The 23,333-nt window shown below is 67.2% G+C and carries 22 protein-coding genes; 14 read left to right on the forward strand and 8 right to left on the reverse strand.

Annotated features, from left to right (window positions below):
* From CK498_RS13955 to CK498_RS13975, 5 genes are all read right to left on the reverse strand, one after another.
* The gene (locus CK498_RS13955) at nucleotides 1–1,524 is read right to left on the reverse strand and encodes a tripartite tricarboxylate transporter permease (RefSeq protein ID WP_095621480.1); all 1,524 of its coding nucleotides are present in this window, start codon (nucleotides 1,522–1,524) and stop codon (nucleotides 1–3) included.
* Between the two features lie 16 nt (nucleotides 1,525–1,540).
* The gene (locus CK498_RS13960; protein WP_095621481.1) at nucleotides 1,541–2,011 is read right to left on the reverse strand and encodes a tripartite tricarboxylate transporter TctB family protein; all 471 of its coding nucleotides are present in this window, start codon (nucleotides 2,009–2,011) and stop codon (nucleotides 1,541–1,543) included.
* A gap of 60 nt (nucleotides 2,012–2,071) precedes the next feature.
* Nucleotides 2,072–3,052 (reverse strand): Bug family tripartite tricarboxylate transporter substrate binding protein, encoded by a 981-nt coding sequence (locus CK498_RS13965; RefSeq protein WP_095621482.1) that lies wholly within the window; start codon nucleotides 3,050–3,052, stop codon nucleotides 2,072–2,074.
* 110 nt (nucleotides 3,053–3,162) lie between these two features.
* Entirely contained in the window at nucleotides 3,163–3,693 is a 531-nt protein-coding gene (locus CK498_RS13970; RefSeq protein ID WP_095621483.1) for a chromate transporter, read from the reverse strand.
* On the reverse strand, nucleotides 3,690–4,271 hold the full coding sequence (locus CK498_RS13975) for a chromate transporter (RefSeq protein WP_095621484.1): 582 nt from the start codon (nucleotides 4,269–4,271) through the stop codon (nucleotides 3,690–3,692). Before CK498_RS13975 ends, CK498_RS13970 begins: the two co-directional genes overlap by 4 nt.
* A gap of 179 nt (nucleotides 4,272–4,450) precedes the next feature.
* On the opposite strand from CK498_RS13975, the gene CK498_RS13980 reads away from it, so the two are divergent.
* Entirely contained in the window at nucleotides 4,451–5,110 is a 660-nt protein-coding gene (locus CK498_RS13980) for a GntR family transcriptional regulator (protein ID WP_095621485.1), read from the forward strand.
* A gap of 1 nt (nucleotide 5,111) precedes the next feature.
* Here CK498_RS13980 and CK498_RS13985 read toward each other — a convergent pair whose 3' ends face one another.
* Nucleotides 5,112–5,729 (reverse strand): IMPACT family protein, encoded by a 618-nt coding sequence (locus tag CK498_RS13985; protein WP_095621486.1) that lies wholly within the window; start codon nucleotides 5,727–5,729, stop codon nucleotides 5,112–5,114.
* Entirely contained in the window at nucleotides 5,729–6,208 is a 480-nt protein-coding gene (gene lexA / locus CK498_RS13990) for a transcriptional repressor LexA (protein WP_095621487.1), read from the reverse strand. Before lexA ends, CK498_RS13985 begins: the two co-directional genes overlap by 1 nt.
* A gap of 397 nt (nucleotides 6,209–6,605) precedes the next feature.
* On the opposite strand from lexA, the gene ccmA reads away from it, so the two are divergent.
* From ccmA to CK498_RS14055, 13 genes are all read left to right on the forward strand, one after another.
* Nucleotides 6,606–7,277: a cytochrome c biogenesis heme-transporting ATPase CcmA gene (ccmA, locus tag CK498_RS13995; RefSeq protein ID WP_095621488.1), complete on the forward strand. Its 672-nt coding sequence runs from the start codon at nucleotides 6,606–6,608 to the stop codon at nucleotides 7,275–7,277.
* Nucleotides 7,264–7,980 (forward strand): heme exporter protein CcmB, encoded by a 717-nt coding sequence (gene ccmB, locus CK498_RS14000; protein ID WP_095621489.1) that lies wholly within the window; start codon nucleotides 7,264–7,266, stop codon nucleotides 7,978–7,980. Before ccmA ends, ccmB begins: the two co-directional genes overlap by 14 nt.
* 13 nt (nucleotides 7,981–7,993) lie before the next feature.
* On the forward strand, nucleotides 7,994–8,734 hold the full coding sequence (locus tag CK498_RS14005) for a heme ABC transporter permease (RefSeq protein ID WP_095621490.1): 741 nt from the start codon (nucleotides 7,994–7,996) through the stop codon (nucleotides 8,732–8,734).
* Nucleotides 8,734–8,946 (forward strand): heme exporter protein CcmD, encoded by a 213-nt coding sequence (gene ccmD / locus CK498_RS14010; RefSeq protein WP_095621491.1) that lies wholly within the window; start codon nucleotides 8,734–8,736, stop codon nucleotides 8,944–8,946. Before CK498_RS14005 ends, ccmD begins: the two co-directional genes overlap by 1 nt.
* The gene (ccmE, locus tag CK498_RS14015) at nucleotides 8,936–9,454 is read left to right on the forward strand and encodes a cytochrome c maturation protein CcmE (protein ID WP_095621492.1); all 519 of its coding nucleotides are present in this window, start codon (nucleotides 8,936–8,938) and stop codon (nucleotides 9,452–9,454) included. Before ccmD ends, ccmE begins: the two co-directional genes overlap by 11 nt.
* Before the next feature lie 12 nt (nucleotides 9,455–9,466).
* Nucleotides 9,467–11,467, forward strand: a complete 2,001-nt coding sequence (locus CK498_RS14020) for a heme lyase CcmF/NrfE family subunit (protein WP_095621493.1) — start codon at nucleotides 9,467–9,469, stop codon at nucleotides 11,465–11,467.
* Nucleotides 11,464–11,991 carry a DsbE family thiol:disulfide interchange protein gene (locus tag CK498_RS14025; RefSeq protein ID WP_095621494.1) on the forward strand — a complete coding sequence of 176 codons (528 nt, stop codon included), beginning with the start codon at nucleotides 11,464–11,466 and terminating at the stop codon, nucleotides 11,989–11,991. The genes CK498_RS14020 and CK498_RS14025 overlap by 4 nt, the downstream gene beginning before the upstream one ends.
* Nucleotides 11,982–12,455, forward strand: coding sequence for a cytochrome c-type biogenesis protein (locus tag CK498_RS14030; protein ID WP_095621495.1), 474 nt, complete (start codon nucleotides 11,982–11,984; stop codon nucleotides 12,453–12,455). Before CK498_RS14025 ends, CK498_RS14030 begins: the two co-directional genes overlap by 10 nt.
* A complete protein-coding gene (ccmI, locus tag CK498_RS14035) occupies nucleotides 12,452–13,696 on the forward strand; it encodes a c-type cytochrome biogenesis protein CcmI (protein WP_095621496.1) in 1,245 nt (414 codons plus the stop codon). Before CK498_RS14030 ends, ccmI begins: the two co-directional genes overlap by 4 nt.
* A gap of 18 nt (nucleotides 13,697–13,714) precedes the next feature.
* Entirely contained in the window at nucleotides 13,715–17,215 is a 3,501-nt protein-coding gene (smc, locus tag CK498_RS14040) for a chromosome segregation protein SMC (RefSeq protein ID WP_095621497.1), read from the forward strand.
* Nucleotides 17,216–17,445: 230 nt separating this feature from the next.
* Nucleotides 17,446–19,200, forward strand: coding sequence for a cell division protein ZipA (gene zipA, locus CK498_RS14045; protein ID WP_095621498.1), 1,755 nt, complete (start codon nucleotides 17,446–17,448; stop codon nucleotides 19,198–19,200).
* A gap of 367 nt (nucleotides 19,201–19,567) precedes the next feature.
* Complete coding sequence (gene ligA, locus CK498_RS14050) at nucleotides 19,568–21,661, forward strand: NAD-dependent DNA ligase LigA (protein WP_095621499.1); 2,094 nt, start codon at nucleotides 19,568–19,570, stop codon at nucleotides 21,659–21,661.
* Nucleotides 21,658–21,927, forward strand: coding sequence for a YheU family protein (locus CK498_RS14055; protein WP_095621500.1), 270 nt, complete (start codon nucleotides 21,658–21,660; stop codon nucleotides 21,925–21,927). Before ligA ends, CK498_RS14055 begins: the two co-directional genes overlap by 4 nt.
* Before the next feature lie 85 nt (nucleotides 21,928–22,012).
* Here the strand turns inward: CK498_RS14055 and CK498_RS14060 are convergent, their stop codons facing one another.
* The gene (locus CK498_RS14060) at nucleotides 22,013–23,317 is read right to left on the reverse strand and encodes a 2-hydroxycarboxylate transporter family protein (protein ID WP_095621501.1); all 1,305 of its coding nucleotides are present in this window, start codon (nucleotides 23,315–23,317) and stop codon (nucleotides 22,013–22,015) included.
* Between the last annotated feature and the right edge of the window lie 16 nt (nucleotides 23,318–23,333).

Consider the following 23,333-nt stretch of genomic DNA (forward strand, 5'->3'; position numbering starts at 1 on the left):
TTAGTCGGCACCGGCGTCGCTGCGCTGGGCCTGTTGTCGATTGCGTTGAATCTTGCGGTCCTGATAGAGCGAGAAGATCACCGAGGCCAGCGCCAGCGCCAGGAACAGCGCCGAGAGTGGTCGGGTCAGGAAGGTCAGCCAGCTGTCGTTGAGCTCCAGGGCGCGGAACAGCTGGCGCTCGAGGTTGTTGCCCAGCACCACGCCGAGGATCAGCGGCGTCAGCGGCACCTCGGCCTTCCACAGCAGATAGCCGATCACCCCGAACACGAACAGCACCCAGATATCGAACAGGTTGTTGTTCAGCGCATAGGAGCCGATGGCGCACAGCATCAGCACCACCGGCACCAGGACCTCCTGGGGGATCAGCGAGATCTTGGCGAACCAGCGCACCAGCAGCAGCTGGCAGAGCACCATGATCACCGCGCCGATCAGCAGGCTGGCGTAGATGGCGCCGACCAGCACCGGGTTCTGCTCGAACATCAGGGGACCGGGGGTGATGCCGTGCAGGATCAGCACGCCCATCATGATCGCCATCGGCAGGTCGCCGGGGATACCCAGCGCCAGGGTCGGCACGAAGGCGCCGCCGGCCACCGCACTGTTGGAGGCCTCGGAGGCGACGATGCCGCTGGGCGTGCCGGTGCCGAAGGTCTCCGGCTGGCGCGAGAACTTCTTGGCCTGGTCGTAGCTGATGAAGTTGGCCACGGTGCCGCCGGTACCGGGCAGCGCCCCGACCAGGCTGCCGATCAGCGACGAACGCAGGGTGTTGAGCTTCTGGCCGGCCATGTCCTTGAGGATGCGGCGATAAGGGATCGAGACATTGGTGTCGACGCCCTTGACCTCGCCCTGGTCGTCGCGCAGCTTCTCGAGGTTGCCCATCAGCTGCGAGAAGGCAAAGATGCCGATCATCACCGGCAGGATCTCGAAGCCCGAGCCCAGCGCTGGCAGGCCGAAGTCGAAGCGCAGGTTGCTGTTGCGGTCGTAGCCCACGGTGGTGATCAGCAGCCCCAGGGCGGCGGCCAGCAGCCCCTTGAGCAGTGCGCCGTTGGAGAGCCCGGCGACCAGCGTCAGGGCGAAGACGATCAGCGCGGTGATCTCCCAGGGGCGGAAGTTCATGCTGAAGCTGGCGATCAGCGGGCCGAAGAACACCAGCACCGCGACGCTGATCAGGGTGCCGATGAACGAGGCCGCCACGCCGATACCCAGGGCGCGGCCCGGCTCGCCCCTCTGGGCCATAGGGTAGCCGTCGTAGACGGTAGTGATCGATGACGGCGTGCCGGGGATGCCCAGCATCACGCCGGAGACGATGCCGCCGGAGTAGCCGCCGACGAACACCCCGACCATCAGCGACACGCCGCTGACCGGATCCATGGCAAAGGTGAAGGGAAACACCACCAGGATCGCCATGGTCACGGTGAAGCCGGGGATGCTGCCACCGATGATGCCAAACAGCACGCCGATCACGATCAGCGCCAGTACCGATGGGCTGCTGACCTGGCCAAGGGCCTGTAGAAAGAAATCCGCCATGTGTTACTCCCAGGCGTTAGGGCAGCCAGACATTGAGGCCGAAGCGGAAGATCACGAACACCAGCGGCACCAGGGTGCAGCTGACGGCGAGATTGATGATCCACTTGCGGCGGGAATTGATCCCCAGCAGCAGTCCCAGTGAGCTCACCAGGAAGGCCAGGGTGGCGACGATATAGCCGAGCACCGGCAGCAGCGCGGCGTAGAGGCCGAACAGCGCGAACAGCGAGAAGACCGTGCGGTTGTGGGTCAGCCACTCGGTGAAGCGGCGTCGCGGGGTGGCTGTCGTGCCGGGACCGGCAATCAGCGAGCGCGCCAGGATCAGCAACGACAGCAGGCCGGTTACCACCAGCAGGATGCGTGGGAACAGCGCCGAGCCGTAGGGCTGCCAGGAGGTAGGGGGCCGGATATTGCCCGACTCGACCCACATCACAACAACGATCAACAGCAGGACCAGCGCCAGGGCGCGGTCCTTGGTAAGCGTCAACATCGAGATATCTCCCGACCCTCGTCCCGGCAAAGCGGGGCGAGGATCTCACTCAATTCTGGCTCAGTTCTGAAAGTCGATGTTCTCGGCGGCCGCCGACAGCGCCGCCTCGTTCTCGTCGAGGAACTCGAGGTAGTCATCGCCGGCCAGGAAGCGCACCACCGAGCCGAACTCGTTCTCGATGCGGCTCCTAACCTCCTCGTTCTCGAGCGCCTGGCCGTAGGCCTCGGCGATGGTGTCCTGGATCTCCTGCGGCGTGCCCTCGGGCGCAAAGATGCCGCGGCTGGTGGAGTGGTCCATCGCGATGCCCTGTTCGCGCAGGGTCGCTACGTTGGGCATGCTGTCGAGGCGCTCGGGGTGGGCGATTCCCAGCGGGCGGAAGGTGCCCTCCTCGAAGAACGAGCCGCCGGACGGCAGGTTGAACATGGCGAAGTCGATCTCCTCGGCGATCAGCGCCGAGACCTGCTCGCCAGTATCCGGATAGCCCACCAGGCGTACGTCGGCCATGTCGATGCCGGCCTCCTGGAAGAACTGCGCCCAGAAGAAGTGGTCGGTGGAGCTGGGGATCATGCTGAAGCGCACCTGGCCCGGGTTCTCGCGCACGTAGTCGGCGATCTCGTCGGCGCTCTGCACCTCATGGTTGGCGTGTGCGGTGGGGATATTGATGGTCTGGGTCAGCAGCGCGATCGGCTCGAAGGCATCGTATGAGTAGTCGACGGTGCCGGCCAGCTTGGACAGCGCGATGGTGTCGTGGCTGCCGAGCAGGGTGTAGCCGTCCGGGTCGGCATCCTTGACGTTGCGCGAGCCCAGCGTGGCGCCGGCGCCGGCCATATTGACCGGCACGATCGACTCGCCCAGGTACTGCTCGGCCTCCTGGGAGATCAGCCGGAAGATGATGTCGGTGGCGCCGCCCGGCCCATAGGGGATGATCAGCCGGATGTCCTGCTCGGGATAGTCGGCCTGGGCGGTGCCGGTAAAGGCCAGGCTCGAGGCCAGGCCGATGGCGGCGATGGCGGTGGTGAGACGTAGCTTCGAACGCGTCATGTTGAACACCTTTTGTATTGTGGTGGTGTGGCTGTGATTCGCCGGGCCTGCCGGCGGCGAGTGAGCGCGTGATCCCGTTGTCGGGTTATTGTGTCGTTGCGGCGGGCGTCTCAGCCCAGGAACACTCCTCCATAAACCAGTGCGCCGAGAACCACGAAGGCCGGATGGGCGCGAAACCGCAGCAGCGCCACGGCAGCCACGGCGCCGATCAACAGGGTGTGGAGCAGCCCGGCGCTGTCGATGCCCTCGCTGAAGAAGCTCCAGGTCAGCCAGGCCATCATCAGCGCGATCACCGGGCGCACCCACTGGCTCATGCGCTTGACCCGCGGCGACTCGCGATGGCGATAGAGCAGCCCCAAGGCGCCGAGCATCAGCAGCAGTGACGGCACCACGGTGGCGAACACCGCGACGATGGCGCCACCCACGCCGGCCACGTCGTAGCCCACATAGCCGGCCATCTTGGTGGCGATGGGGCTGGGCAGGGCGTTGCCCAGGGCCAGGGTCTCGGCGAACTCCTGGGCGCCCATCCAGCCGTAGCGGCCGACCACTTCGGCCTCGATCAGCGGAATGATCGCCGGCCCGCCGCCGTAGCCGATGATGTTGGGAATGAAGAAGGCCAGGAACAGCTCCCAATAGATCATGGGGTGGCCTCCCGCTTGGGCGTCGGGCGCAGCAGCGCCGCCGCCAGGATGCCGCCGATCACCCAGCCGGGATGCACGCCCAGCCAATAGATCAGCACGCCGGCCACCGCCGCCATGGCCAGGCTGACCAGCCAGCCCAGCGCCAGCTGCGACTTGTTGAGGAAGTCCCAGGCCAGTTGGCCCATCATCACCATCACCACCGGCACCACGCCCTGGCCCATGCCTTGGATCCAGGCCACGTCGCGGTAGCGGCTGAATACCCCGAGCAGGGCGATCATGGCGACGATGGTGGGCAGGATCACCGCCAGCACAGCGTTGATGCAGCCGGCCACGCCGCCGACGCGGTAGCCGATATAGCCGGGCATCTTGGTGGCGATGGGACCGGGCAGGGTATTGGCGATGGCCAGGATATCGCTGAACTCCTCGTCATCGAGCCAGGCGTGGCGCTTGACCACCTCCTGCTGGACGAGGGGAATCATGGCGGGGCCGCCGCCGAAGCCGAGCAGGCCGATACGCAGGAAGGCCATGAACAGGTCGCGCTGGCGGGCTGTGGCCGGGCGGGCTACCGATTTATCCATATACGCTCTCCCGCCAAGCCGGATGATGGATTTCTGTAGTAGAATCGTGGCATTCCATATCGTCTTGTTGTTAAAAAATCGATTATCTGTACTAGAATATAGTTTGCTGGCAAAACACGCGTCAAGCAGGGCAACGACAAGTGACAGATAAAAGCGGCCGGTAACCGCCAGGAGATGCCATGGGTGTTCTACATCGCAAGGAGAGTGCTACCACCGCCAGCCGGGTGTTCGACGCCATGCGTCACGACCTGGTCAATGGCCGTTTTGCCGCCGGCGAGAAGGTGGCCATCAATGGCCTCAAGGAGCAGTATCAGGTGGGCTTGAGCCCGCTGCGCGAAGCGCTCAACCGCCTCGCCGCCTACGGGCTGCTGGTACAGGAGAATCAGCGCGGCTTTCGGGTACCACGGCTGGATCGCCGCGAGCTCGATGACGTCGCCGGCATGCGCCGCGAGCTGGAAGGCATGGCCCTCGAGCGGGCGATCCTCAACGGTGATGCCGAGTGGGAGTCGGAGTTGCTGGCCGCGGCGCACCGCCTCAAGCGAGCGGATCTATCGCCGACCAAGGTCGACGAGTGGGAGCAGCTGCACACGCGCTTTCACAGCACTCTGGTGGCCCCCTGCGGCTCGGTGTGGCTACTGCGTTTCATCGACCAGCTGCACGACCAGTTCGATCGCTATCGGCGCATGGCGCCGGGCGTGCCGGAGGTGCGCAAGGTCCTCGATGCCCAGCACGGCGAGCTGGTCGAACTGGCGCTGGAGCGCGACGTCAAGGCGGCGCGGGCGCTGCTCGAGGACCATATCGAGCGCTCCTACGAAGTGGCCCTGGGCAGCTGCAAATAGTTCAGGCGGTGACGCTGAGCCGGCCCTTGAGCCGTGAGGCCAGCTCATCCAGGTGAGCGCTCTCCTCGCCGGCGGGCCAGCCGACCTGCAGGGTCACGCCGTGGGCGTGGTAGTCGGCGCTATGTACCGGAACCTGGCGCTCGGCGAGCCAGCTGCGGGCCTCGGCCTCGCTGGCGAAGTCGAGGCCGAGGGCGAGCGTACGGCGGGGGATGAAGTCGCGGCGGGGCAACTGCTCGAGGCCCTGGGCCACGGCCTGGGAGTAGGCGCGAGCCAGGCCACCGGTGCCCAGCTTGGTGCCGCCGAAATAGCGCGTGACCACGCAGCCCACCTGGCCGATGCCGGCACCATCCAGCACTTGGAACATCGGCCGTCCGGCGGTGCCGCCGGGCTCACCGTCGTCGGAGAAACCGATCGCCTGCTGCTCGCCGGGCGGGCCTGCAATGAAGGCGCTGCAGTGGTGGCTGGCGCCGGGATGTGCAGTACGCGCGGCGGCCAGCAGCGACTCGAAGGCCTGGACGGTGGGTGCATGACATAGCCAGGCAATGAAGCGGCTCTTCTCGACTTCCAGCTCACTCTCGTGCCACAGGCCCTCCTCGAGGTCGGGGATCGGATAGCCCATCACATCAGCTGAGTCGACTGACGCATCACGCCCATCACCATGCCCAGCACCTTGATGTCGTCGTTCTTGAGGAAGATTGGCGCCATGCTCTCGTTGGCAGGCTGCAGGCGTACCCCGGCCTTCTCGATATAGAGCTTTTTCAGGGTGACCTCCTGGTCATTGATCATGACCACCGCCGTCTCGCCGTTCTCGGCGCTCTCCTGGCGTTCGATGATGATCACGTCGCCGTCGAAGATATTGCAGTCGATCATCGAGTCGCCGCACACCCGCAGGGCGTAGGTGTTGCGGCGCACCATGCTGGTCGGAACGTAGACGCTGGCGGTGTCGGTGCAGGCCTCGATGGGCATGCCCGCCGCCACCTTGCCGAGCAGCGGGACCTCGACCAGCTCGCCGAGTTCGCTTTCGTCGAGGGCCTGCCAGGCCTCGGCCATGGGCAGGTTGGGCAGGCGATGCAAATAGTGCGGTGCAGACTGAAGCATGGTCTTTCTCCCTCCGGGACGGGGTCAGGACTATCGCAGATAGCGGTACCGCTCGGAACTGATTCGTCGGCAGGCCTGTGAGGAGACGCTGTAAACCCATCCCTGGGCGCTACTTGCGCCATCCATGGCGCAAACCTCCTCCACGGCCTGCCGCCAACATCCCTCGCTAACAGCAGCTGTGATAACCCTAAGGGCAGGGTGCCAATACCTGTTATTTTTTACAGCACTTCTGCATCATAGCAAGGGCGGCGCGGGTAGCAAGTCCTGAGGCGCTTGCGGGGTCTTGATTGAGGTCAAGGCAAGTCCCGATGCGACCGGCTGACGCACGCCCGGCGCTAGCGGCACTAGGCCATTCCGTGTAGAGTGCCGAGCCAATAATCAATGCTGGGAGACCGCGGTGCAGAGTGCGGCGACAGGGGGCCCGAGCCTCCGCCTGCAAGCCCGCCAACTGGCCTGCGAGCGCGATGATCGCCTGCTGTTTTGCGACCTGGATCTCGACGTGGGGCCAGGGCAGATCGTGCGTATCGAAGGCCCCAACGGTAGCGGCAAGACCACCCTGCTGAAGATCCTGTCGGGCCAACTTGGCGATTACCAGGGCGAGCTCTACTGGGACGACGCGCCGATGCACGCCGCGCGCGATGCCTTTCTCGCCAACTTGCTCTACCTGGGGCACGCCCCGGGCATCAAGGGCGCGCTCACGGCGCTGGAAAACCTCAGCTGGCACCAGGCGCTGGCCGGCGAGGTGGGCGACCATCGGGGGCGTATGACGGCGCTGGCGGAGATCGGCCTGGCGGGGTTCGAGGACGTGCCCTGTGCCCAGCTCTCGGCCGGCCAGCAGCGGCGCGTGGCGCTGGCCAGGCTGAGCCTGATCCCGCGCCTGCTGTGGGTGCTCGACGAGCCCTTCACGGCGATCGATAAGGACGGCGTGGCAGCGCTGGAACGACGGCTGCTGGCCCACGCCGCCCGTGGTGGCAGCGTGATTCTCACCACTCACCACGACCTGGCCCCGCTCGGCGATATTCGTCGCGTACGCCTGGGCGAAGGAGGCAGCGCCGATGCAGCACGCTGAACGCCTGGCGGTGACGGAACCCCGCGGAGGGCTGGGAGTCGCATTAGCGGCAACCCTGCGTCGCGACCTGCTGCTGCTGATGCGGCGACGCAGTGAGGTGATGAACCCGCTGGTGTTCTTCGCCCTGGTGATCACGCTGTTCCCGCTGGGCATCTCGCCGGACGCCGAGCTGCTCTCCATCGTGGCCCCCGGGCTGCTGTGGGTGGCGGCACTGCTGGCGACGCTGCTATCGCTGGACTCGCTGTTTCGCGCCGACTTCGAGGACGGCTGCCTCGAGCAGCTGCTGCTGTCGCCCCAGCCGCTGGCACTGCTGGTGATGGCCAAGGTGGCGGTACACTGGCTGTTGACCGGCCTGCCGCTGGCGCTGATGGCGCCGCTGCTGGGCATCACCCTGGCACTGCCGGCCGGCAGCTACGGCATACTCTCGCTGTCGCTGGCGCTGGGTACCGCCAGCCTGAGCCTGATCGGTGCCATCGGCGCGGCACTGACGGTGGGCCTGGCCCGCGGTGGCGTGCTGCTGTCGCTGCTGGTGCTGCCGCTCTACGTGCCGGTGTTGATCTTCGGCACCGGGGCGGTGCAGGCGGCACTGCTGGGCGATGCGCTGGCCGCGCATCTGGCGATCCTTGGCGCGCTGCTGGCCGGCGCGCTGATGCTGGCGCCCTGGGCCATCGCCGCGTCACTGCGTATCAGTATCAACGGTTGAGAGGTTGAGAGGCATGTGGGCCTTTATTAACAAGTTGCGCTCCCCCAAGTGGTTCTACGCCATCAGCGCGCGGCTGCAGCCCTGGTTCTGGGCGGCGGCGGCGCTGCTGATTGCTGCGGGTAGCATCTGGGGCCTGGCCTTTGCGCCGGCCGATTACCAGCAGGGCAACAGCTTCCGGATCATCTACGTCCACGTGCCGGCGGCGTTCCTGGCCCAGTCGATCTTCGTCAGCCTGGCGGTAGCGGCGGTGGTGTTCATGGTATGGAAGATCAAGATCGCCGACATGGCCGCCGCAGTGATGGCGCCGCTGGGCGCGGCGATGACCTTTATCGCGCTGTTCTCGGGCGCGGTGTGGGGCGTACCCACCTGGGGCACCTGGTGGATGTGGGACGCGCGCCTGACCTCGATGCTGATCCTGCTGTTCCTGTACTTTGGCGTGATCGCCCTGCGCGGTGCCTTCGCCAGCCGCGATAGCGGCTCGCGAGCCGCCTCGGTACTGGCCATGGTGGGGGTAATCAATATCCCGATCATCAAGTATTCGGTGGAGTGGTGGCATACCCTGCACCAGCCGGCGACCTTCACCGTCACCGGCCGCGCGGCGATGCCGATGGAGATGTGGGCGCCGCTGCTGCTGATGGTGCTGGGCTTCTACAGCTTCTTCATCGCCCTGACGCTGATGCGCACGCGCAACGAAATTTTGCGCCGCGAGTCGCGCAAGCGCTGGGTACGTGACCTGGCCGGAGGAGAGCACTGATGGCGTTCGCCTCACTCCAGGACTTCTTTGCCATGGGTGGCCACGCCCCCTACGTGTGGTCCGCCTGGGCGGTGACCGCACTGCTGCTGCTGGGGTCGGTAGTGCATGCGCGGGCCGAACGCCGCCAATTGATCCGTGATCTGCAACGACGTGAACGCAGGGAGCGCCGTGTCGGAAGCGAACCAGCGAGGAACCTAGCCGATGACACCTAAACGCAAGCAGAAGCTCTTCATCATCCTGGGGCTGATGTCGCTGGCGGCGATCGCCGTCGGCCTGACGCTGTTCGCCCTGCGCAGCAACATCAACCTGTTCTTCAGTCCGGTGCAGATCGCCGCCGGCGACGCCCCCTACGAGCGCACCATTCGTGCCGGGGGCATGGTTCAGGAGGGTTCGGTGTCGCGCAATGCCGAGAGTCTCGACGTCGAGTTCACCGTGACCGACTATGTCGACGAGGTGCGCGTACACTTCAATGGTATCCTGCCCGACCTGTTCCGTGAGGGGCAGGGCGTGGTGGTGGTCGGCGAACTGCAGCCCGACGGCTGGATTCGTGCCAACGAGGTGCTGGCGCGTCACGACGAGAACTACATGCCGCCGGAAGTCGCCCAGGCGCTGGAAGAAGCAGGTTACTCGCCGGCCGATTTCCAGGCCAAGGCTGCCGAGGTCGGTAAACGACTCGAGGCCCAGGGCGAGTACGACGACAACGGCGCTAGCCAGTACTGATCCGGAGCCGCCATGCTGATCAAGATGATTCCCGAAATCGGCCACTTCGCGCTGGTGATCGCGCTGCTGTTGGCGATCGTCCAGGGCACCCTGCCGCTGGCCGGGGCCACCACCCGGCGTCCGCTGTGGATGGCCTTCGCGCGGCCCATGGCAGCCGGCCAGTTCCTGTTCGTGGCGATTGCCTACGCCTGTCTGACCGCCAGCTACATGCTCGACGACTTCAGCGTCGCCAATGTCGCCAACAACTCCAACTCGATGCTGCCCTGGTACTACAAGTTCAGCGCGGTATGGGGCAACCATGAGGGGTCGGTGCTGCTGTGGAGCCTGATGTTGGCCGGCTGGGGCTTCGCCGCCAGTCGCTTCTCCAGGGACCTGCCGGAAGACATGGTGGCGCGGGTGCTGGGGGTAATGGGCCTGGTCTGCGTGGGCTTCCTGCTGTTCATCCTGGCCACCTCCAACCCCTTCGAGCGGCTGCTGCCCAACATGCCGTCCGACGGCGCCGACCTCAACCCGCTGCTGCAGGACTTCGGCCTGATCATCCACCCGCCGATGCTGTACATGGGCTACGTGGGCTTTTCGGTGGTCTTCGCCTTCGCCATCGCCGCGCTGCTCGGCGGGCGCCTGGACGCCGCCTGGACGCGCTGGGCGCGGCCCTGGACCAACCTGGCCTGGGCCTTCCTCACCGTCGGCATCGCGCTGGGCAGCTGGTGGGCATACTACGAGCTGGGCTGGGGCGGCTGGTGGTTCTGGGACCCGGTGGAGAACGCCTCGCTGCTGCCGTGGCTGACCGGCACCGCGCTGATGCACTCGCTGGCGGTGACCGAGAAGCGCGGCTCGTTCAAGAGCTGGACGGTGCTGCTGGCGATCTTCACCTTCTCGCTGTCGCTGCTCGGCACCTTCCTGGTGCGCTCCGGGGTGCTGACCTCGGTGCACGCCTTCGCCAACGACCCCTCGCGCGGCTTCTTCATCCTGATGCTGCTCACTGTCACGGTGGGGCTGTCGCTGCTGATCTTCGCCCTGCGCGCGCCGCGGGTGCGCCACACCGTGGGCTTCAACTGGGTCTCGCGTGACGCCCTGCTGCTGGTCAACAACATCATGCTGGTGATCGTCACCGTCACCGTGCTGCTGGGCACCGTCTACCCGCTGCTGCTCGATGCCCTGGGCTTCGGCAAGATCAGCGTCGGCCCGCCCTACTTCAACGCCCTGTTCGTGCCGCTGACGGTGCTGATGTGCGTATTCATGGGCCTCGGTCCAGGGGCGCGCTGGAAGAGCATGTCGGCCCGCGACCTAGGGCGCCGCGTGGCCCTGGCCGGGGTGGCGGCGCTGGTGCTGGGGGCGCTGCTGCCGCTGATCTTCGCCGAGCAGTGGAACCTGTGGGTGGCGATCGGCCTGATCACTGCGCTGTGGATCGTGCTGCCGATGTTCCGCGACCTCTACGACAAGACGCGCAATGCCAGCTCGTTCGGCGCCGGACTCAAGAAGCTGTCGCTGGCCTACTGGGGCATGCAGCTCGGCCACCTTGGTGTGGCGGTGACCATCGTCGGCGTGGCGGTGGTCTCGCACTACAACGTCGAGCGCAGCGTGCGCATGGGGCCGGGTGATAGCGTGCAGGTGGCCGGCTACGAGTTCACCATGACCAACCTGCAGTCCCGCCGTGGCCCCAACTTCCTGGCCGACACCGCGACCATCGAGGTCAGCCGCGTGGGCAGCGAACGCAGCTTCGAGATGCGCCCCGAGAAGCGCCTCTACATCGCCCGCGGCATGCCGATGACCCAGGTCGCACTGCGGCCCGGCTTCTTCCGCGATCTCTACGTGGCGATGGGCGAGGAACTCGACGGCGGCGACTGGGCGATGCGCATCCAGTACAAGCCGTTCGTGCGCTGGTTGTGGCTGGGGGCGCTGCTGATGGCCGCCGGCGGCATCCTGGCCATCGCCGACCGCCGCTATCGCCGTCGGCGCACTGCCGAGGTGCCCCGCGAGGCTGGCTCGGCGGCCCAGGAGGCGCACGCATGAACCGCCGCCTGATCCTGCTGCTGCCGCTGCTGATCTTCCTGGTGCTCGGGGTGTTCCTGTATCGCGGCCTGTCGCTGGATCCCTTCCACCGCGACTCGGCGCTGCTGGCCCGCGAGTTTCCGGCCTTCGACATGGTTACCCTCGAAGACTCCGAGCGGCGCGTCGACCCGTCGCTGTTCGACGGAGAGGTGACCCTGGTCAACGTGTGGGGCGAGTGGTGCCCGGCCTGCAAGCAGGAGATGCCGCAGCTGCTCGACCTCGCCGACCGCGGTGTACGGTTGGTGGGGGTCAATTACCGTGATACCCGCGACAAGGGGCTCGGCTTCCTCGAGGAGTTCGGCAACCCCTTCGAGGTCAACATCTTCGATCCCGACGGCGAGCTGGGCTTCGATCTTGGCGTCTACGGCGCCCCGGAGACCTTCCTAGTCGACCGCGACGGGGTGATCCGCTACCACCACACCGGGTATATCGACCCCAGTGACGTCCGCGACCATATCCTGCCGGAGGTGGAAAAATGGCAGTGATCCGACACGCCACACTTGTGCTGATGCTGACCCTGCTCGCCGGCCTGAGCTGGGCGGGGGGCATCGAGATACGCGAGTTCGACGACCCGGTCATGGAGCAGCGCTACAACAGCCTGACCGCCTCGCTGCGCTGTCCGCTGTGCGAGAACCAGGCCATCGACGACTCCGACGCGCCGATCTCCGGCGACATGCGCGAGCAGGTCTACGTGATGCTGCAGGACGGCCGCGCGGACATCGAGATCCTCGATCACATGACCACGCGCTTCGGCGACTACGTGCTCTACAATCCGCGCCTCGAGGGGCGCACCCTGCTGCTGTGGGGGCTGCCCGGCACGCTAGTGGTGCTGGGTGGCGTGCTGGTGGTGGTGATCGTGCGGCGGCGGCGCAACGCCTCGGCGCAGGCCCTGTCCGCCGAGGAGCGCGCGCGCCTCGATGAACTGATCAACCGCGAGAGGACACCATGACGTTACTGTGGGCCGCCTTTGCCCTGTTGTTGTTGCCTGCTGCCTGGCTGTTGATCGCGCCGCTGCGTGGGGCTCGTCGGCTGCACGACGCCCAGCACGAGTTCGAGAGCAACGACCGCACCGCCGAGCAGAACGTGGCGATCTACCAGCGTCGCCTGGCCTCGCTGGAAGCGGCGCTGGAACGCGGTGATATCGATCAGCCGCGCTTCGACGAGGACCGCCTCGACCTCGAGCGTAGCCTGCTCGAGGACACCGAGAACCTCAAGCGCGCGCCGCTCAAGGCCGCCGCCGACGGGCGTATCGTGGTGCCGGTGCTGCTGGTGCTGGTGGTGGTGGCCAGCGTGGTGTGGTACCAGCGCGAGGGTGCCGAGGGCGACCTGGCCCTGCACGCCGCCCAGCAGGAGGTCCGCGAGCACCCCCAAGGGTCCCGCGAGATGATGATCGAACGCCTGGAAGAGGAGGCCGCGCGCCAGCCGGGCAACGTCAACGTCTGGTACTCGCTGTTTCCGCTGTATCGCGATGCCAACCGTCCCACCCAGGCGCTGGATGCCATCGAGCGCCTGATCGAGATGGAGGGGCGTGAGCCCTCGCTGCTGGCACAGAAGGCGCAGCTGCAGTACTTCGTTGCCCAGCGCCAGATGAACGACGAGATCCGCGCGCTGGTCGACGAGACCCTCGAGCTCGACCCGCGCCAGCCCACCGTGCTCGGCATGCTGGGCATCAACGCCTTCGACGAGGGCCGCTACGAAGACGCCATCGGCCACTGGCGTCGCGCCATCGCCGGCTACGACGACCCCGGCTCCGCCGCGGCGCTGCGCGAGGGTATCGCCGCTGCCCAGCAGCGCCTGGGCTTGTCGCAGGACGAAATCGAGGCGGACGTCAGCGAAGGTCCCGGGGTGCGCGTCGAGGTCAGCCTCGCCGAGGCGCTGCGCGATCGGGTCGACGACGAGGCCACGGTATTCGTGGTCGCTCACGACCCCGACGGCGAAGGCCCGCCGCTGGCCGTGTCGCGGCTGCTGGTTGGCGAACTGCCGGCCACGGTGACGCTCAGCGACGCCAACGCCATGAGCGACCAGGGGCGTATCTCCCAGGTCAATCAGGCGCGGCTGATGGTGCGTGTTTCGCCCAGTGGCCAGGCCACCCCGCAGCCCGGCGACCTGTTCGGTGACCATGACGCGGTACCCGTCGGTGCCACCGACGGCGATGCCGTGCCGGTGGTCATCGACCGCGTCTTCGAATAACGGAGACCGACTGCCGCCATGCGCCTCACCTCGATCAAGCTGGTTGGCTTCAAGTCCTTCGTCGACCCGGTGACAGTGCCCTTCGATGGCAACATGACCGCCATCGTCGGGCCCAACGGCTGCGGCAAGTCCAATGTCATCGACGCGGTGCGCTGGGTGATGGGCGAATCCTCGGCCAAGACCCTGCGCGGCGAGTCGATGACCGACGTCATCTTCAACGGCTCCACCGGACGCAAGCCGGTGGGCCAGGCCTCCATCGAACTGCTGTTCGACAACCGCGACGGCAGCATGGGCGGCATGTACGCCCAGTACGCCGAGATCGCCGTCAAGCGGGTAGTGACCCGCGACGCCCAGTCGAGCTACTTCTTCAACGGCCAGAAGTGCCGGCGCCGCGATATCGCCGACCTGTTCATGGGCACCGGCCTGGGGCCGCGCTCCTACGCCATCATCGGCCAGGGCATGATCTCGCGGCTGATCGAGGCGCGCCCCGACGACCTGCGCGCCACCCTCGAGGAAGCCGCAGGGATCTCCAAGTACAAGGAGCGGCGCCGCGAGACCGAGAACCGCATGCGCCGCACCCAGGAGAACCTGGAGCGCCTCGAGGACATTCGCGACGAACTCGACAAGCAGCTCGAGCGCCTCAAGCGCCAGGCCGAGGCCGCCAAGCGCTACCAGACCCTCCAGCAGCAGGAGCACCGCCTCAAGGGCGAGCTGGCGCTGCTGCGGGGCCGCGCGCTGCGCGCCGAGCAGGGCGAGCAGGAGGCCCGGGTGCGCGACCTGGAGACCGCCGTGGAGCGCGAGGTGCTCGGCGCCCGCCAGTGCGAGACCCGCCTCGAGGAGGCGCGGCTCGAGCACGACGGCCTCAGCGAGCAGTTGGAAGGCTGTCAGGCGCGTTTCTACGAAACCACCGCCGCCATCGCCCGCCTCGAGCAGCAGCTCGAGCACGCCCGCAGCCGCGACCAGCAGCTGGCTCGCGACCTGGAGGGCGCCCGCCAGGAGTTGGCCGAGCTCGACCGACTCGGCGAGGCAGATGGTCTGCGTCTGGCCGAGCTCGACGAACAGATCGCCGAGCTGGGGCCGCAACAGGAGACGCTTGCCGAACAGCTCGAAGAGCTCGAAGCGGCGCTGGACGAGGCCGAGCAGCGCCAGCAGCAGACCAGTGAACGCTGGGAAGCCTTCAACGACGGCCATCGCGATGCCAGCCGCGACGCCGAGCGCGCTCAGGAGCGCATCGCCAGCCTCGAGCGCGGCCTCGAGTCGCTGACTCAGGAGCGCCAGCGTCGCCAGCAGCAGCGCAGCGAGCTGCCCGACGCTGGTGAGCTGCGCGAACAGCGTGACATGCTCGCCGAGCAGCTCGCCGAGCTGGAGCTCGAACAGCAGGCGCTGGCCGAGCAGCGCGATACCCAGCTGGCGCGGCGCGACGCGGCCCGCCAGCGTCTCGAGCAGGACGAAGCACAGCGTGAAACGCTGCGCCAGCAGCGCAGCCAGCGCCAGGGCGAAATGGCCTCGCTGGAGGCACTGATCGAGGCAGCACTGGTCGATAACGATGCGGCACTCACCCAGCACCTCGACGACCACGGCCTGGGCGAGGCGCAGCAGCTCGGCGAGCGGCTCGAGGTCGCCGCCGGCTGGGAGGACGCGGTGTCCTGGGTGCTGGCACCCTGGCTCAGCGCGCGGCTGGTCGACCTGCCCGCCGCCGCGCCGGTACTCGACGGCCTCGACGGCGGCGAACTGGCGCTGCTCGACGCCAATGGCGCCGCCACTGCGTCGCCCGCCGGCAGCCTGGCCGCTGAAGTCGCCGGTGCCGGTGCCTGCCAGCAGCTGCTGGCCAACATCCTCACCGTCGAGTCGGCCAGCGAGGCCTGGCAGCGGCGCGCCGAGCTGGCCCCGGGGCAGAGTCTGATCAGCCGCGACGGCCTGTGGCTCGGCCACGGCTGGGCGCGGCGCCGCGCCGGCCAGCAGCACGCCGACAGCCTGCTCGTCAGCCGCCGCCGGCGCGACGAGATCGCCGCCACCCTGGAGGAGCTCAACGCCCAGCTCGCCGAGCTCGATGCTGGCGTGGAGGCCAGCCGCGAGGCCAGTCGCGAGGCCGAGGCGGCGCTGGAAGCCTGTCGGCAGCCGGAAGCCGAGCTGCAGCGTCGCCGCCAGCAGCTGGCCCTCGAGGAAGCCAACCTGGCCACGCGGCTCGAGCACCTCGATGGCCGCAGCCGCGAGCTCGATGCCGAACTGGCCGACCTGGCGGAGCGCCATGCGGCGCGCCTGCTGGAGCTCGAAGAGGCCCGTGAGACCTGGCAGCAGGCCATGACGCGCCTCGAAGCCAGTGGTGCCACCCGCGAGCAGCTCGAACGCGAGCGCCGCGACGCTGGCGAGGCGCTGCAGGCGCTACGGGTGCGCCAGCGTCCGCTCAGCGAGCGCCGCCAGCAGCTGGCCCTCGACCTGCAGCGCCTGACCACCGAGCGCGCCGGCCTGGTCCAGCAGCGTGGCCGCAGCGCGGAGAGCCGTACCCGGCTCGAGGAGAAGTGCGCCGAGCTCGCTGCCAGCCGCGAGGCCCTGCATGAGCCCGAGGACGTCGAGCGCGAGCGTCTCGAGGAGCTGTTCGAGCAGCGCGAGCGTCACGAGCAAGCGCTCAACGCCTGCCGTGACCAGGCCGCCGAACTCAGCGAACGGCTGCGCAATGACGAGCTCGAGCGCCAGAACCACGAGCGCAACCTGGAAGGCGTGCGCGAGCGCTTGCAGGAGGCGCGGTTGCAGGTTCAGGCGCTCAAGCTCAAGGCCGATGCCCAGGACGAACAGCTCGGCGAGCTGGGTCATGACGCCGCGGCGCTGGCCGAGCGGCTCGACCCCGAGGCCACCGAATCGGCCTGGCAGGCGCATCTCGAGGGCCTTGGCGAGAAGGTTCGCCGGCTGGGGGCGATCAACCTCGCCGCCATCGAGGAGTACGACCAGCAGGCCGAGCGGCGCGACTACCTCGAGGCCCAGCAGGCCGAGCTCAGCGAGGCGCTGGAGACCCTGGATCGGGCGATTCGCAAGATCGACCAGGAGACCCGCACCCGCTTCAAGCAGACCTTCGACCAGGTCGACGCCGGTCTACAGACACTTTTTCCCAAGGTCTTCGGCGGTGGCACCGCATGGTTGACGCTCACCGGCGAGGATTTGCTCGAGACCGGGGTGGCAATCATGGCTCGGCCGCCGGGGAAGAAGAACAGCACCATTCATTTGCTGTCGGGGGGAGAAAAAGCCCTCACCGCGTTGTCACTGGTATTTGCCATCTTCCAACTCAATCCGGCACCCTTCTGCATGCTTGATGAAGTCGATGCGCCACTCGACGATGCCAATGTCGGGCGTTATGCAGCGCTGGTAAAAGAGATGTCAGAGACAGTACAGTTCATATATATCACCCACAACAAGATCGCCATGGAGGCCGCCGAACGCTTGATGGGGGTGACCATGCAGGAGCCAGGCGTATCGCGGCTGGTTTCCGTGGGTGTCGAGGAAGCCGCGGAGCTGGCAGAAGCCTGAAGCGCTTGCACCACAACAGCAAACACGTTAACAAGGAAGATACATGATGAAGGTCAAGGACAGACGCAGGGCATTTGCACGAGGCGCCACTGCTTGGCGATTTATCATTCACCAAGCGTGATAGACAAGCTTGACATTCAAAAAAAGTGGCCCTTTTTTTGGTAATCGCGCTATGCTGGTGACGAACAACTTATCAGGCATGGCGCCTTAGCAAACAGGCAAGATGACCCATGGAACTAAGAGAGTGGCTGATCATCCTGGGGCTGGCCCTGGTGACCATCATCGTCATTGACGGTGTGCGTCGTCTTCAGCGTCAGCGTCGCGTGCCCAGATTGGACCGGGTCGATACACGATCCAGCGGTACCAATCGGGTAGACATGGACCTCGACGACGAGGCCAAACAGGCCGAGATCAATTGGGAGCTGCCCAACGGCGGCGCCCGGGTGATTCGCCCCGCCGCATCGGAGCAGGTCGCGGCCAAGCCCAAGCTGAAGCGCCAGGAGCATCCTGGCGCTTCACGCGTGCTGTCGGAGTGGCGAGACAAAGAGTGGCGAGACAAGACGCGCGACTCGGCCAGCGTGTCTGCTTCCGGCGGCGCGGCGCCGCCGCGCCAGGCCGCCGAGCCAGGTCACGCCTCGACGCCTCGGGCGCCTGACAGCGTACCCGCAACGGCGGCCGCTTCCCCGCAGGAAGCGGCCGCGCCTGCTACAGCGCCCCGCGCCGAACCGACACGCAAGGTGGACGCCGACGAGCGCCGGCATGCCGAACCGCCGGCCGACACCGCGCCGCGAGCTGAGTCCGCTGCGTCTGACGCCGCGCCCGAGCCTGCCAGCAGCGAAACGCCCGAGGTTGCAGCGCAGGCCGAGGCCCCGCGGGCCGAGGAACCGACGCGTACCGAGCCGACACTCTCGGCGCTGGATGCCGACGAAACGCCCCAGGCCGCCACCGAGCCGCTGGCTGCAGATCCCGATGATCATGACGAGCATTACGACACCGAGCGCTATCGGCTGGTCGATCTCGAGGGCATGACCGATTCGTTCAAGGAGCGCTCGACCCAGGTCGGCGCATCCATGCAGCGTTTCGGCTCCTCGATGAGGCAATCCCTTGCCGCGCGCAAGGAACAGCGCAAGAAGGACAAGCTCGAGAAAGCGCGTCTCAAGGCCGAGAAGCAGGCCCGCGAAGCCAGCCGTCGCAAGCAGGCCGAGGCCGAGAAGGCGGCCAAGCTGGCCGCCGAGCGCGAGCAGGAAGCTGCCCGCCAGGCCGAGCTTCGCGAGCAGCAGGCGCGCGACGCCCAGGCAATCAGCGCCCAGGACCAGGACGATCCGCTGTTCGCGCCGAGTCGCTTGCATCATGTCGACAGCCGCTACGCCGAGCCGAGCTTCGACGAAGCCAGCGCCAGGGTGCAGCGTCCGGTGGACGACTCAGCCTACGAGTCGCGTCCCGCCGCCGAGCGCGAGCCGCAGGTCGCCTCGCATCCAGTGGTAGAGAAGGCGCTGCGTCACGACATCAACGTCGAGCACGCCCGCGATACCCTGAGCCACGCCGAGGAAGTCATCGTCATCAGCGTCATGTCGCGCCAGGAGGAGGGCTTCAGCGGCTCGGCGCTGCTCGATCTGATGCTGGCCTGCGGCCTGCGCTACAGCAGCGACATGGGCATCTTCAACCGCTTCGAGACCGAAGACAGCGAAAGCGAACTGCAGTTCTCGATGGTCAACGTGGTCAAGCCCGGCACCTTCCCGCTGGATACCATGGACGAGTTCCGCACCCCTGGGGTGACGCTGCTGATGCCGCTGCCCGGGGCGGTGGACACCGCCGCCGCCTTCGAGGCGATGGTCGAGACCGCCATGGTCATCGTGCGCCACCTCGGTGGCGAGCTGAAGGACGAGAACCGCAGCGTGATGACCGCGCAAACCGTCGAGTTCGCCCGCCAGCGGGTCCAGGAGTTCGAGCGCCGCCACCGCCTGCATCGCTACCAGGCCAACTAGCGCCCAGCGGCAGCTCAACGACTCCAAGTCCGTAGCTACTCGAGCGAAGGACGCCGGGGACAGGCCGCAGAGGAGGTTTGCGCCATGGGTGAGGAGGATTCCTCCGAACGGGCTGGCCATGGATGGCCAGCCCCGGTCCTGCAAGCGGAGCAGGATGCGATAGCGCAGCAGGGCGCAAGGTAGCGCCCAGGGATGGGTTTACAGCGCCTCCTCGCAGGCCTGTCGACGGATCAGTCCCTAACTGCGATAGCGCCCTGCCAACAACCCCCGGTAACTCCCACCGGGGGTTGTTGCTTTGGTAAGCTAGGCGACACTGATTTGGCCTCGCGCTTCGAGGCCCACGCTCTGCACCGAGACCTCCGATTCAATGACCCAGCCCGATCCCCAGATCCTCGACGAGATCGCTCGCCTGCGCGCCGAACTCGATGACGCCAACCATCGCTACTATGTGCTCGATGAACCACGCCTCACCGATGCCGACTACGACCGCAAGCTGCGCCGTCTGCAGACACTCGAGGAGCAGTACCCCGGCCAGGTGACAGCGGATTCGCCCACCCAGCGGGTCGGCGCCGCGCCGGCCGACGGCTTCCCCGAGGTCCAGCATGCGGTGCCCATGCTGTCGCTGGGCAACGCCTTCGACGACGACGAGCTGCGCGCCTTCGTCAAGCGCGTCGGCGAACGCCTCGAGTGCGACGGCGAGCAGCTGATCTTCTGCTGCGAACCCAAGCTCGACGGTGCCGCGGTGTCGCTGGTCTACGAGCGCGGCGCGCTGGCCTTTGGCGCCACCCGCGGCGACGGCCGCACCGGCGAGGGCATCACCTCCAACCTCAGGACTCTGAAGTCGATCCCCCTCAAGCTGCGCGGCGAGACGTGGCCCGAGCTGCTGGAGGTGCGCGGCGAGGTCACCATGCGTCATGCCGACTTCGAAGCGATGAACGACAAGGCGCGGCGAGAAGAGGGTAAGGTGTTCGCCAATCCGCGCAATGCCGCCGCTGGTAGCCTGCGCCAGCTCGACCCGGCGATCACCCGCACCCGGCCGCTGGAGTTTACCGCCTACCAGGTGGCGCGGATCAACATGGCCAATATCGACGACAGTGTGATTCCAACCCATAGCGCGCAAATGAAAAGGCTCGGTGATTGGGGTTTCCGCACCAGCCGCGAACTGACCACCGTCACCGGCAGCCAGGGGCTGATCGACTACTGCCGGCGCCTCGGCGAGCGCCGCGACGCGCTGGGCTACGATATCGACGGCGTGGTGATCAAGGTCGACGACCTGCGCCTGCAGCGCGAGCTGGGCTTCGTCGCCCGCGCACCGCGCTGGGCGGTGGCCTACAAGTTTCCCGCCCAGGAGCAGACCACGCGCCTCAACGACGTCGAGTTCCAGGTCGGCCGCACCGGCGCCATCACCCCAGTGGCGCGCCTCGAGCCGGTCAGCGTGGCCGGGGTCACGGTCTCCAACGCCACCCTGCACAACGCCGACGAGATCGCCCGGCTGGGGGTGATGATCGGCGACACCGTGAGCATTCGCCGTGCCGGCGACGTGATTCCCCAGGTGGTGCGGGTGCTCGAGGAGCAGCGCCCGGCGGATGCCCGCGACATCGTGTTTCCCGAGCGCTGCCCGGTGTGCGACTCGGCCATCGAGCGGGTCGAGGGCGAGGTCGCGGCGCGCTGCAGTGGCGGCCTCTACTGCGCCGCCCAGCGCAAGGAGGCGCTCAAGCACTTCGCCTCGCGGCGTGCGTTGGATATCGACGGCCTCGGCGAGAAGCTGATCGACCAGTTGATCGAGCGCGACTGGGTCAAGACGCCCGCCGACCTGTTCCGGCTCGACGCCGAGCATCTTGCCGAGCTGCCGCGGATGGGCCAGAAGTCCGCCGAGAATCTGGTGGCGGCGCTGCAGCGCGCCAAGACGACCACGCTTGCCCGCTTCATCTACGCGCTGGGCATCCGCGAGGTGGGCGAGGCCACTGCCGGCAACCTGGCCAGCCACTTCGGCACCCTGCAGGCGCTGATGGACGCCGAGCAGCAGGACCTCGAAGCGGTCAACGACGTCGGCCCGATCGTCGCCGCCCACGTCCACGGCTTCTTCCGCGAGCCGCACAACCGCGAAATCATCGACGACCTGCTCGGCTGCGGCCTCGTCTGGGAAGAGCAGGAGATCGGCGAGCGGCCCCAGCCGCTGGTCGGCGAGACCTGGGTGCTCACCGGCACCCTCGAGAACCTGACCCGCGACGAGGGCAAGGCGCGGCTCCAGGCGCTGGGCGCCAAGGTCGCCGGCAGCGTCTCCAAGAAGACCGCCTGCGTGGTGGCGGGGCCAGGCGCCGGCAGCAAGCTGGCCAAGGCCGAGGAGTTGGGAGTGACGGTGATCGACGAGGCCGAGTTCCTGACCCGGCTGGCGCGCTGGGAGGCCGGAGGCGCTTATCAACCAGACGAGGATCCGGCCGACGAGGAGCCAGCACCATGAGCGGACGTTTCGTGGAAGTCCCCCACGCCATGCTACCCGGCGAAACCCTCGACGCCCTGCTCGAGGCCTTCGTGACCCGCCAGGGCTACGACACCACCGACACCTCCGGCGACGGCATGCGCGGCTGGACGGCCCAGCTCAAGCAGCAGCTTGCCCGCGGCGAGCTGCTGATCGTCCACGACCTGCAGACCGAGAGCACAGAGGTGATGACCCTGGCCCAGTGGCGCAGCTTTGGGCGTGACCTGGCCGACGACGAAGAAGGCTGAGGGGCTGAGCAGCGGCCAGCAAAAAAACAGGCCCTGCCGTTACGGCAGGGCCTGACGCAGGCGGGGGGCTTGCCGCGCTAAGCGCCTAGTTGAACAGCAGCGGCAGGCCCAGACCCGAGATCAGCAGGATCAGCGCGCCACCCAGCCGCGACGAGATCTGGGCGAAGGGCATCAGGCGCATGCGCCGCGCCGCGGAGAGCACCGCCACGTCACCGGTACCGCCCATGTTGGCCATGCACAGCCCGGCGGTAATCGCCGACTCGATGGGGTAGAAGCCGACCAGCTTGCCCAGCAGGCCGGCGCCCAGGGCCGCGCCGGCGACCACGGCAAAGACGATCATCACGTAGGCGGGGGTCAGCGCCTCGATCACGGTGCCCAGGTCGGTATAGGCCACGCCGATGCCGAACAGCAGTGCGAAGGTCCAGTTGCGCGCCACGAAGCCATACCACTGGGTGGCCGCATCGGCCAGCGACTGGGGCACCAGGCCGAGGATCTTGAACAGTGCCACGACGATGATCATCAGCGCATAAGGGTGCAGCGGGATCAGGTCGGCGAGCACCTGGCCGCCGATGTAAAAGCCCAGGGCGACCATCACACCGGTGCCCATGCTGGCCAGGCTCAGTGACTGCTGGCGCTCCTCGATCTTGACCCCTGGCATGATCTGGCCATCGCCGGAGAGCGACGGATAGCGCTCGCCGAGCTTGGCCAGCAGGCTGGCGAAGACGATGGCGAAGACGTTGCCCAGCGCCAGCGCCGGGACCAGCAGCGAGATGTAGTAGCTGGCCGGCTGGCCGAGCATCTGCTCGTAGATCTGGCTCATCGGCACCGCGCCGGCGCCCATGCCACCGCCGAGGATCGGCAGGGTAATCACCAGCACCGCATCGGCGATGGTGAAGCCCACCAGGGTGCCGATCAGGCCCGCCAAAAGCGCGGCCCCCAGCACGGCGCCGATGATCGGCACGAAGTAGCGCGTGCCGATCTTGACCAGCGAGTCGGAATCCATGCCCAGGATGCTGCCGGTGATCAGTGCGGCAATATAGAAGTTGAGGAAGTCGCCACCCTGCATGAAGGTGGTAATGTTCTCGCCCACGGCGTCCGGCAGCACCGGGAAGTACATCAAAGCGGCGGCGCCGAAGATCGCCAGGATGGCGCCGCCACCGAGGTAGCTGCGCACGATGGGCAGGCGGTCGCCGACGAAGCCGAGCAGCTCGCCGAACACCATCATCACCAGCAGGCCGCCAATCATCCCGGCGGGCAGGTTGTCGGTATAGATCGCGGTCACCAGCACGGCGGTCAGCAAGCCGAAGGCCGTCAATGGCATGCCGGCGATGCGCGGCAGGCTGTGCCGGGGATTGACGAACTCGGTCGTCGCGTCGTTGGCGTGGCTCATGCGTCTCCTCCTGCGC

It is taken from the genome of Halomonas salipaludis, from assembly GCF_002286975.1.
Lineage (GTDB): Bacteria > Pseudomonadota > Gammaproteobacteria > Pseudomonadales > Halomonadaceae > Franzmannia > Franzmannia salipaludis.

Excerpts from the sequence above, each read along its gene's own strand:
- CK498_RS13960 (WP_095621481.1), bottom strand. The coding sequence starts at position 2,011 with ATGTTGACGCTTACCAAGGACCGCGCCCTGGCGCTGGTCCTGCTGTTG.
- CK498_RS13975 (WP_095621484.1), bottom strand. The coding sequence starts at position 4,271 with ATGGATAAATCGGTAGCCCGCCCGGCCACAGCCCGCCAGCGCGACCTG.
- CK498_RS13985 (WP_095621486.1), bottom strand. The coding sequence starts at position 5,729 with ATGGGCTATCCGATCCCCGACCTCGAGGAGGGCCTGTGGCACGAGAGT.
- ccmI (WP_095621496.1), top strand. The coding sequence starts at position 12,452 with ATGACGTTACTGTGGGCCGCCTTTGCCCTGTTGTTGTTGCCTGCTGCC.
- CK498_RS14020 (WP_095621493.1), top strand. The coding sequence starts at position 9,467 with ATGCTGATCAAGATGATTCCCGAAATCGGCCACTTCGCGCTGGTGATC.
- ligA (WP_095621499.1), top strand. The coding sequence starts at position 19,568 with ATGACCCAGCCCGATCCCCAGATCCTCGACGAGATCGCTCGCCTGCGC.
- CK498_RS14030 (WP_095621495.1), top strand. The coding sequence starts at position 11,982 with ATGGCAGTGATCCGACACGCCACACTTGTGCTGATGCTGACCCTGCTC.
- ccmB (WP_095621489.1), top strand. The coding sequence starts at position 7,264 with ATGCAGCACGCTGAACGCCTGGCGGTGACGGAACCCCGCGGAGGGCTG.
- zipA (WP_095621498.1), top strand. The coding sequence starts at position 17,446 with ATGGAACTAAGAGAGTGGCTGATCATCCTGGGGCTGGCCCTGGTGACC.
- lexA (WP_095621487.1), bottom strand. The coding sequence starts at position 6,208 with ATGCTTCAGTCTGCACCGCACTATTTGCATCGCCTGCCCAACCTGCCC.
- CK498_RS14055 (WP_095621500.1), top strand. The coding sequence starts at position 21,658 with ATGAGCGGACGTTTCGTGGAAGTCCCCCACGCCATGCTACCCGGCGAA.
- smc (WP_095621497.1), top strand. The coding sequence starts at position 13,715 with ATGCGCCTCACCTCGATCAAGCTGGTTGGCTTCAAGTCCTTCGTCGAC.
- CK498_RS13955 (WP_095621480.1), bottom strand. The coding sequence starts at position 1,524 with ATGGCGGATTTCTTTCTACAGGCCCTTGGCCAGGTCAGCAGCCCATCG.
- ccmE (WP_095621492.1), top strand. The coding sequence starts at position 8,936 with ATGACACCTAAACGCAAGCAGAAGCTCTTCATCATCCTGGGGCTGATG.
- ccmD (WP_095621491.1), top strand. The coding sequence starts at position 8,734 with ATGGCGTTCGCCTCACTCCAGGACTTCTTTGCCATGGGTGGCCACGCC.
- CK498_RS13965 (WP_095621482.1), bottom strand. The coding sequence starts at position 3,052 with ATGACGCGTTCGAAGCTACGTCTCACCACCGCCATCGCCGCCATCGGC.
- CK498_RS13980 (WP_095621485.1), top strand. The coding sequence starts at position 4,451 with ATGGGTGTTCTACATCGCAAGGAGAGTGCTACCACCGCCAGCCGGGTG.
- CK498_RS13970 (WP_095621483.1), bottom strand. The coding sequence starts at position 3,693 with ATGATCTATTGGGAGCTGTTCCTGGCCTTCTTCATTCCCAACATCATC.
- CK498_RS14060 (WP_095621501.1), bottom strand. The coding sequence starts at position 23,317 with ATGAGCCACGCCAACGACGCGACGACCGAGTTCGTCAATCCCCGGCAC.
- CK498_RS14025 (WP_095621494.1), top strand. The coding sequence starts at position 11,464 with ATGAACCGCCGCCTGATCCTGCTGCTGCCGCTGCTGATCTTCCTGGTG.
- CK498_RS14005 (WP_095621490.1), top strand. The coding sequence starts at position 7,994 with ATGTGGGCCTTTATTAACAAGTTGCGCTCCCCCAAGTGGTTCTACGCC.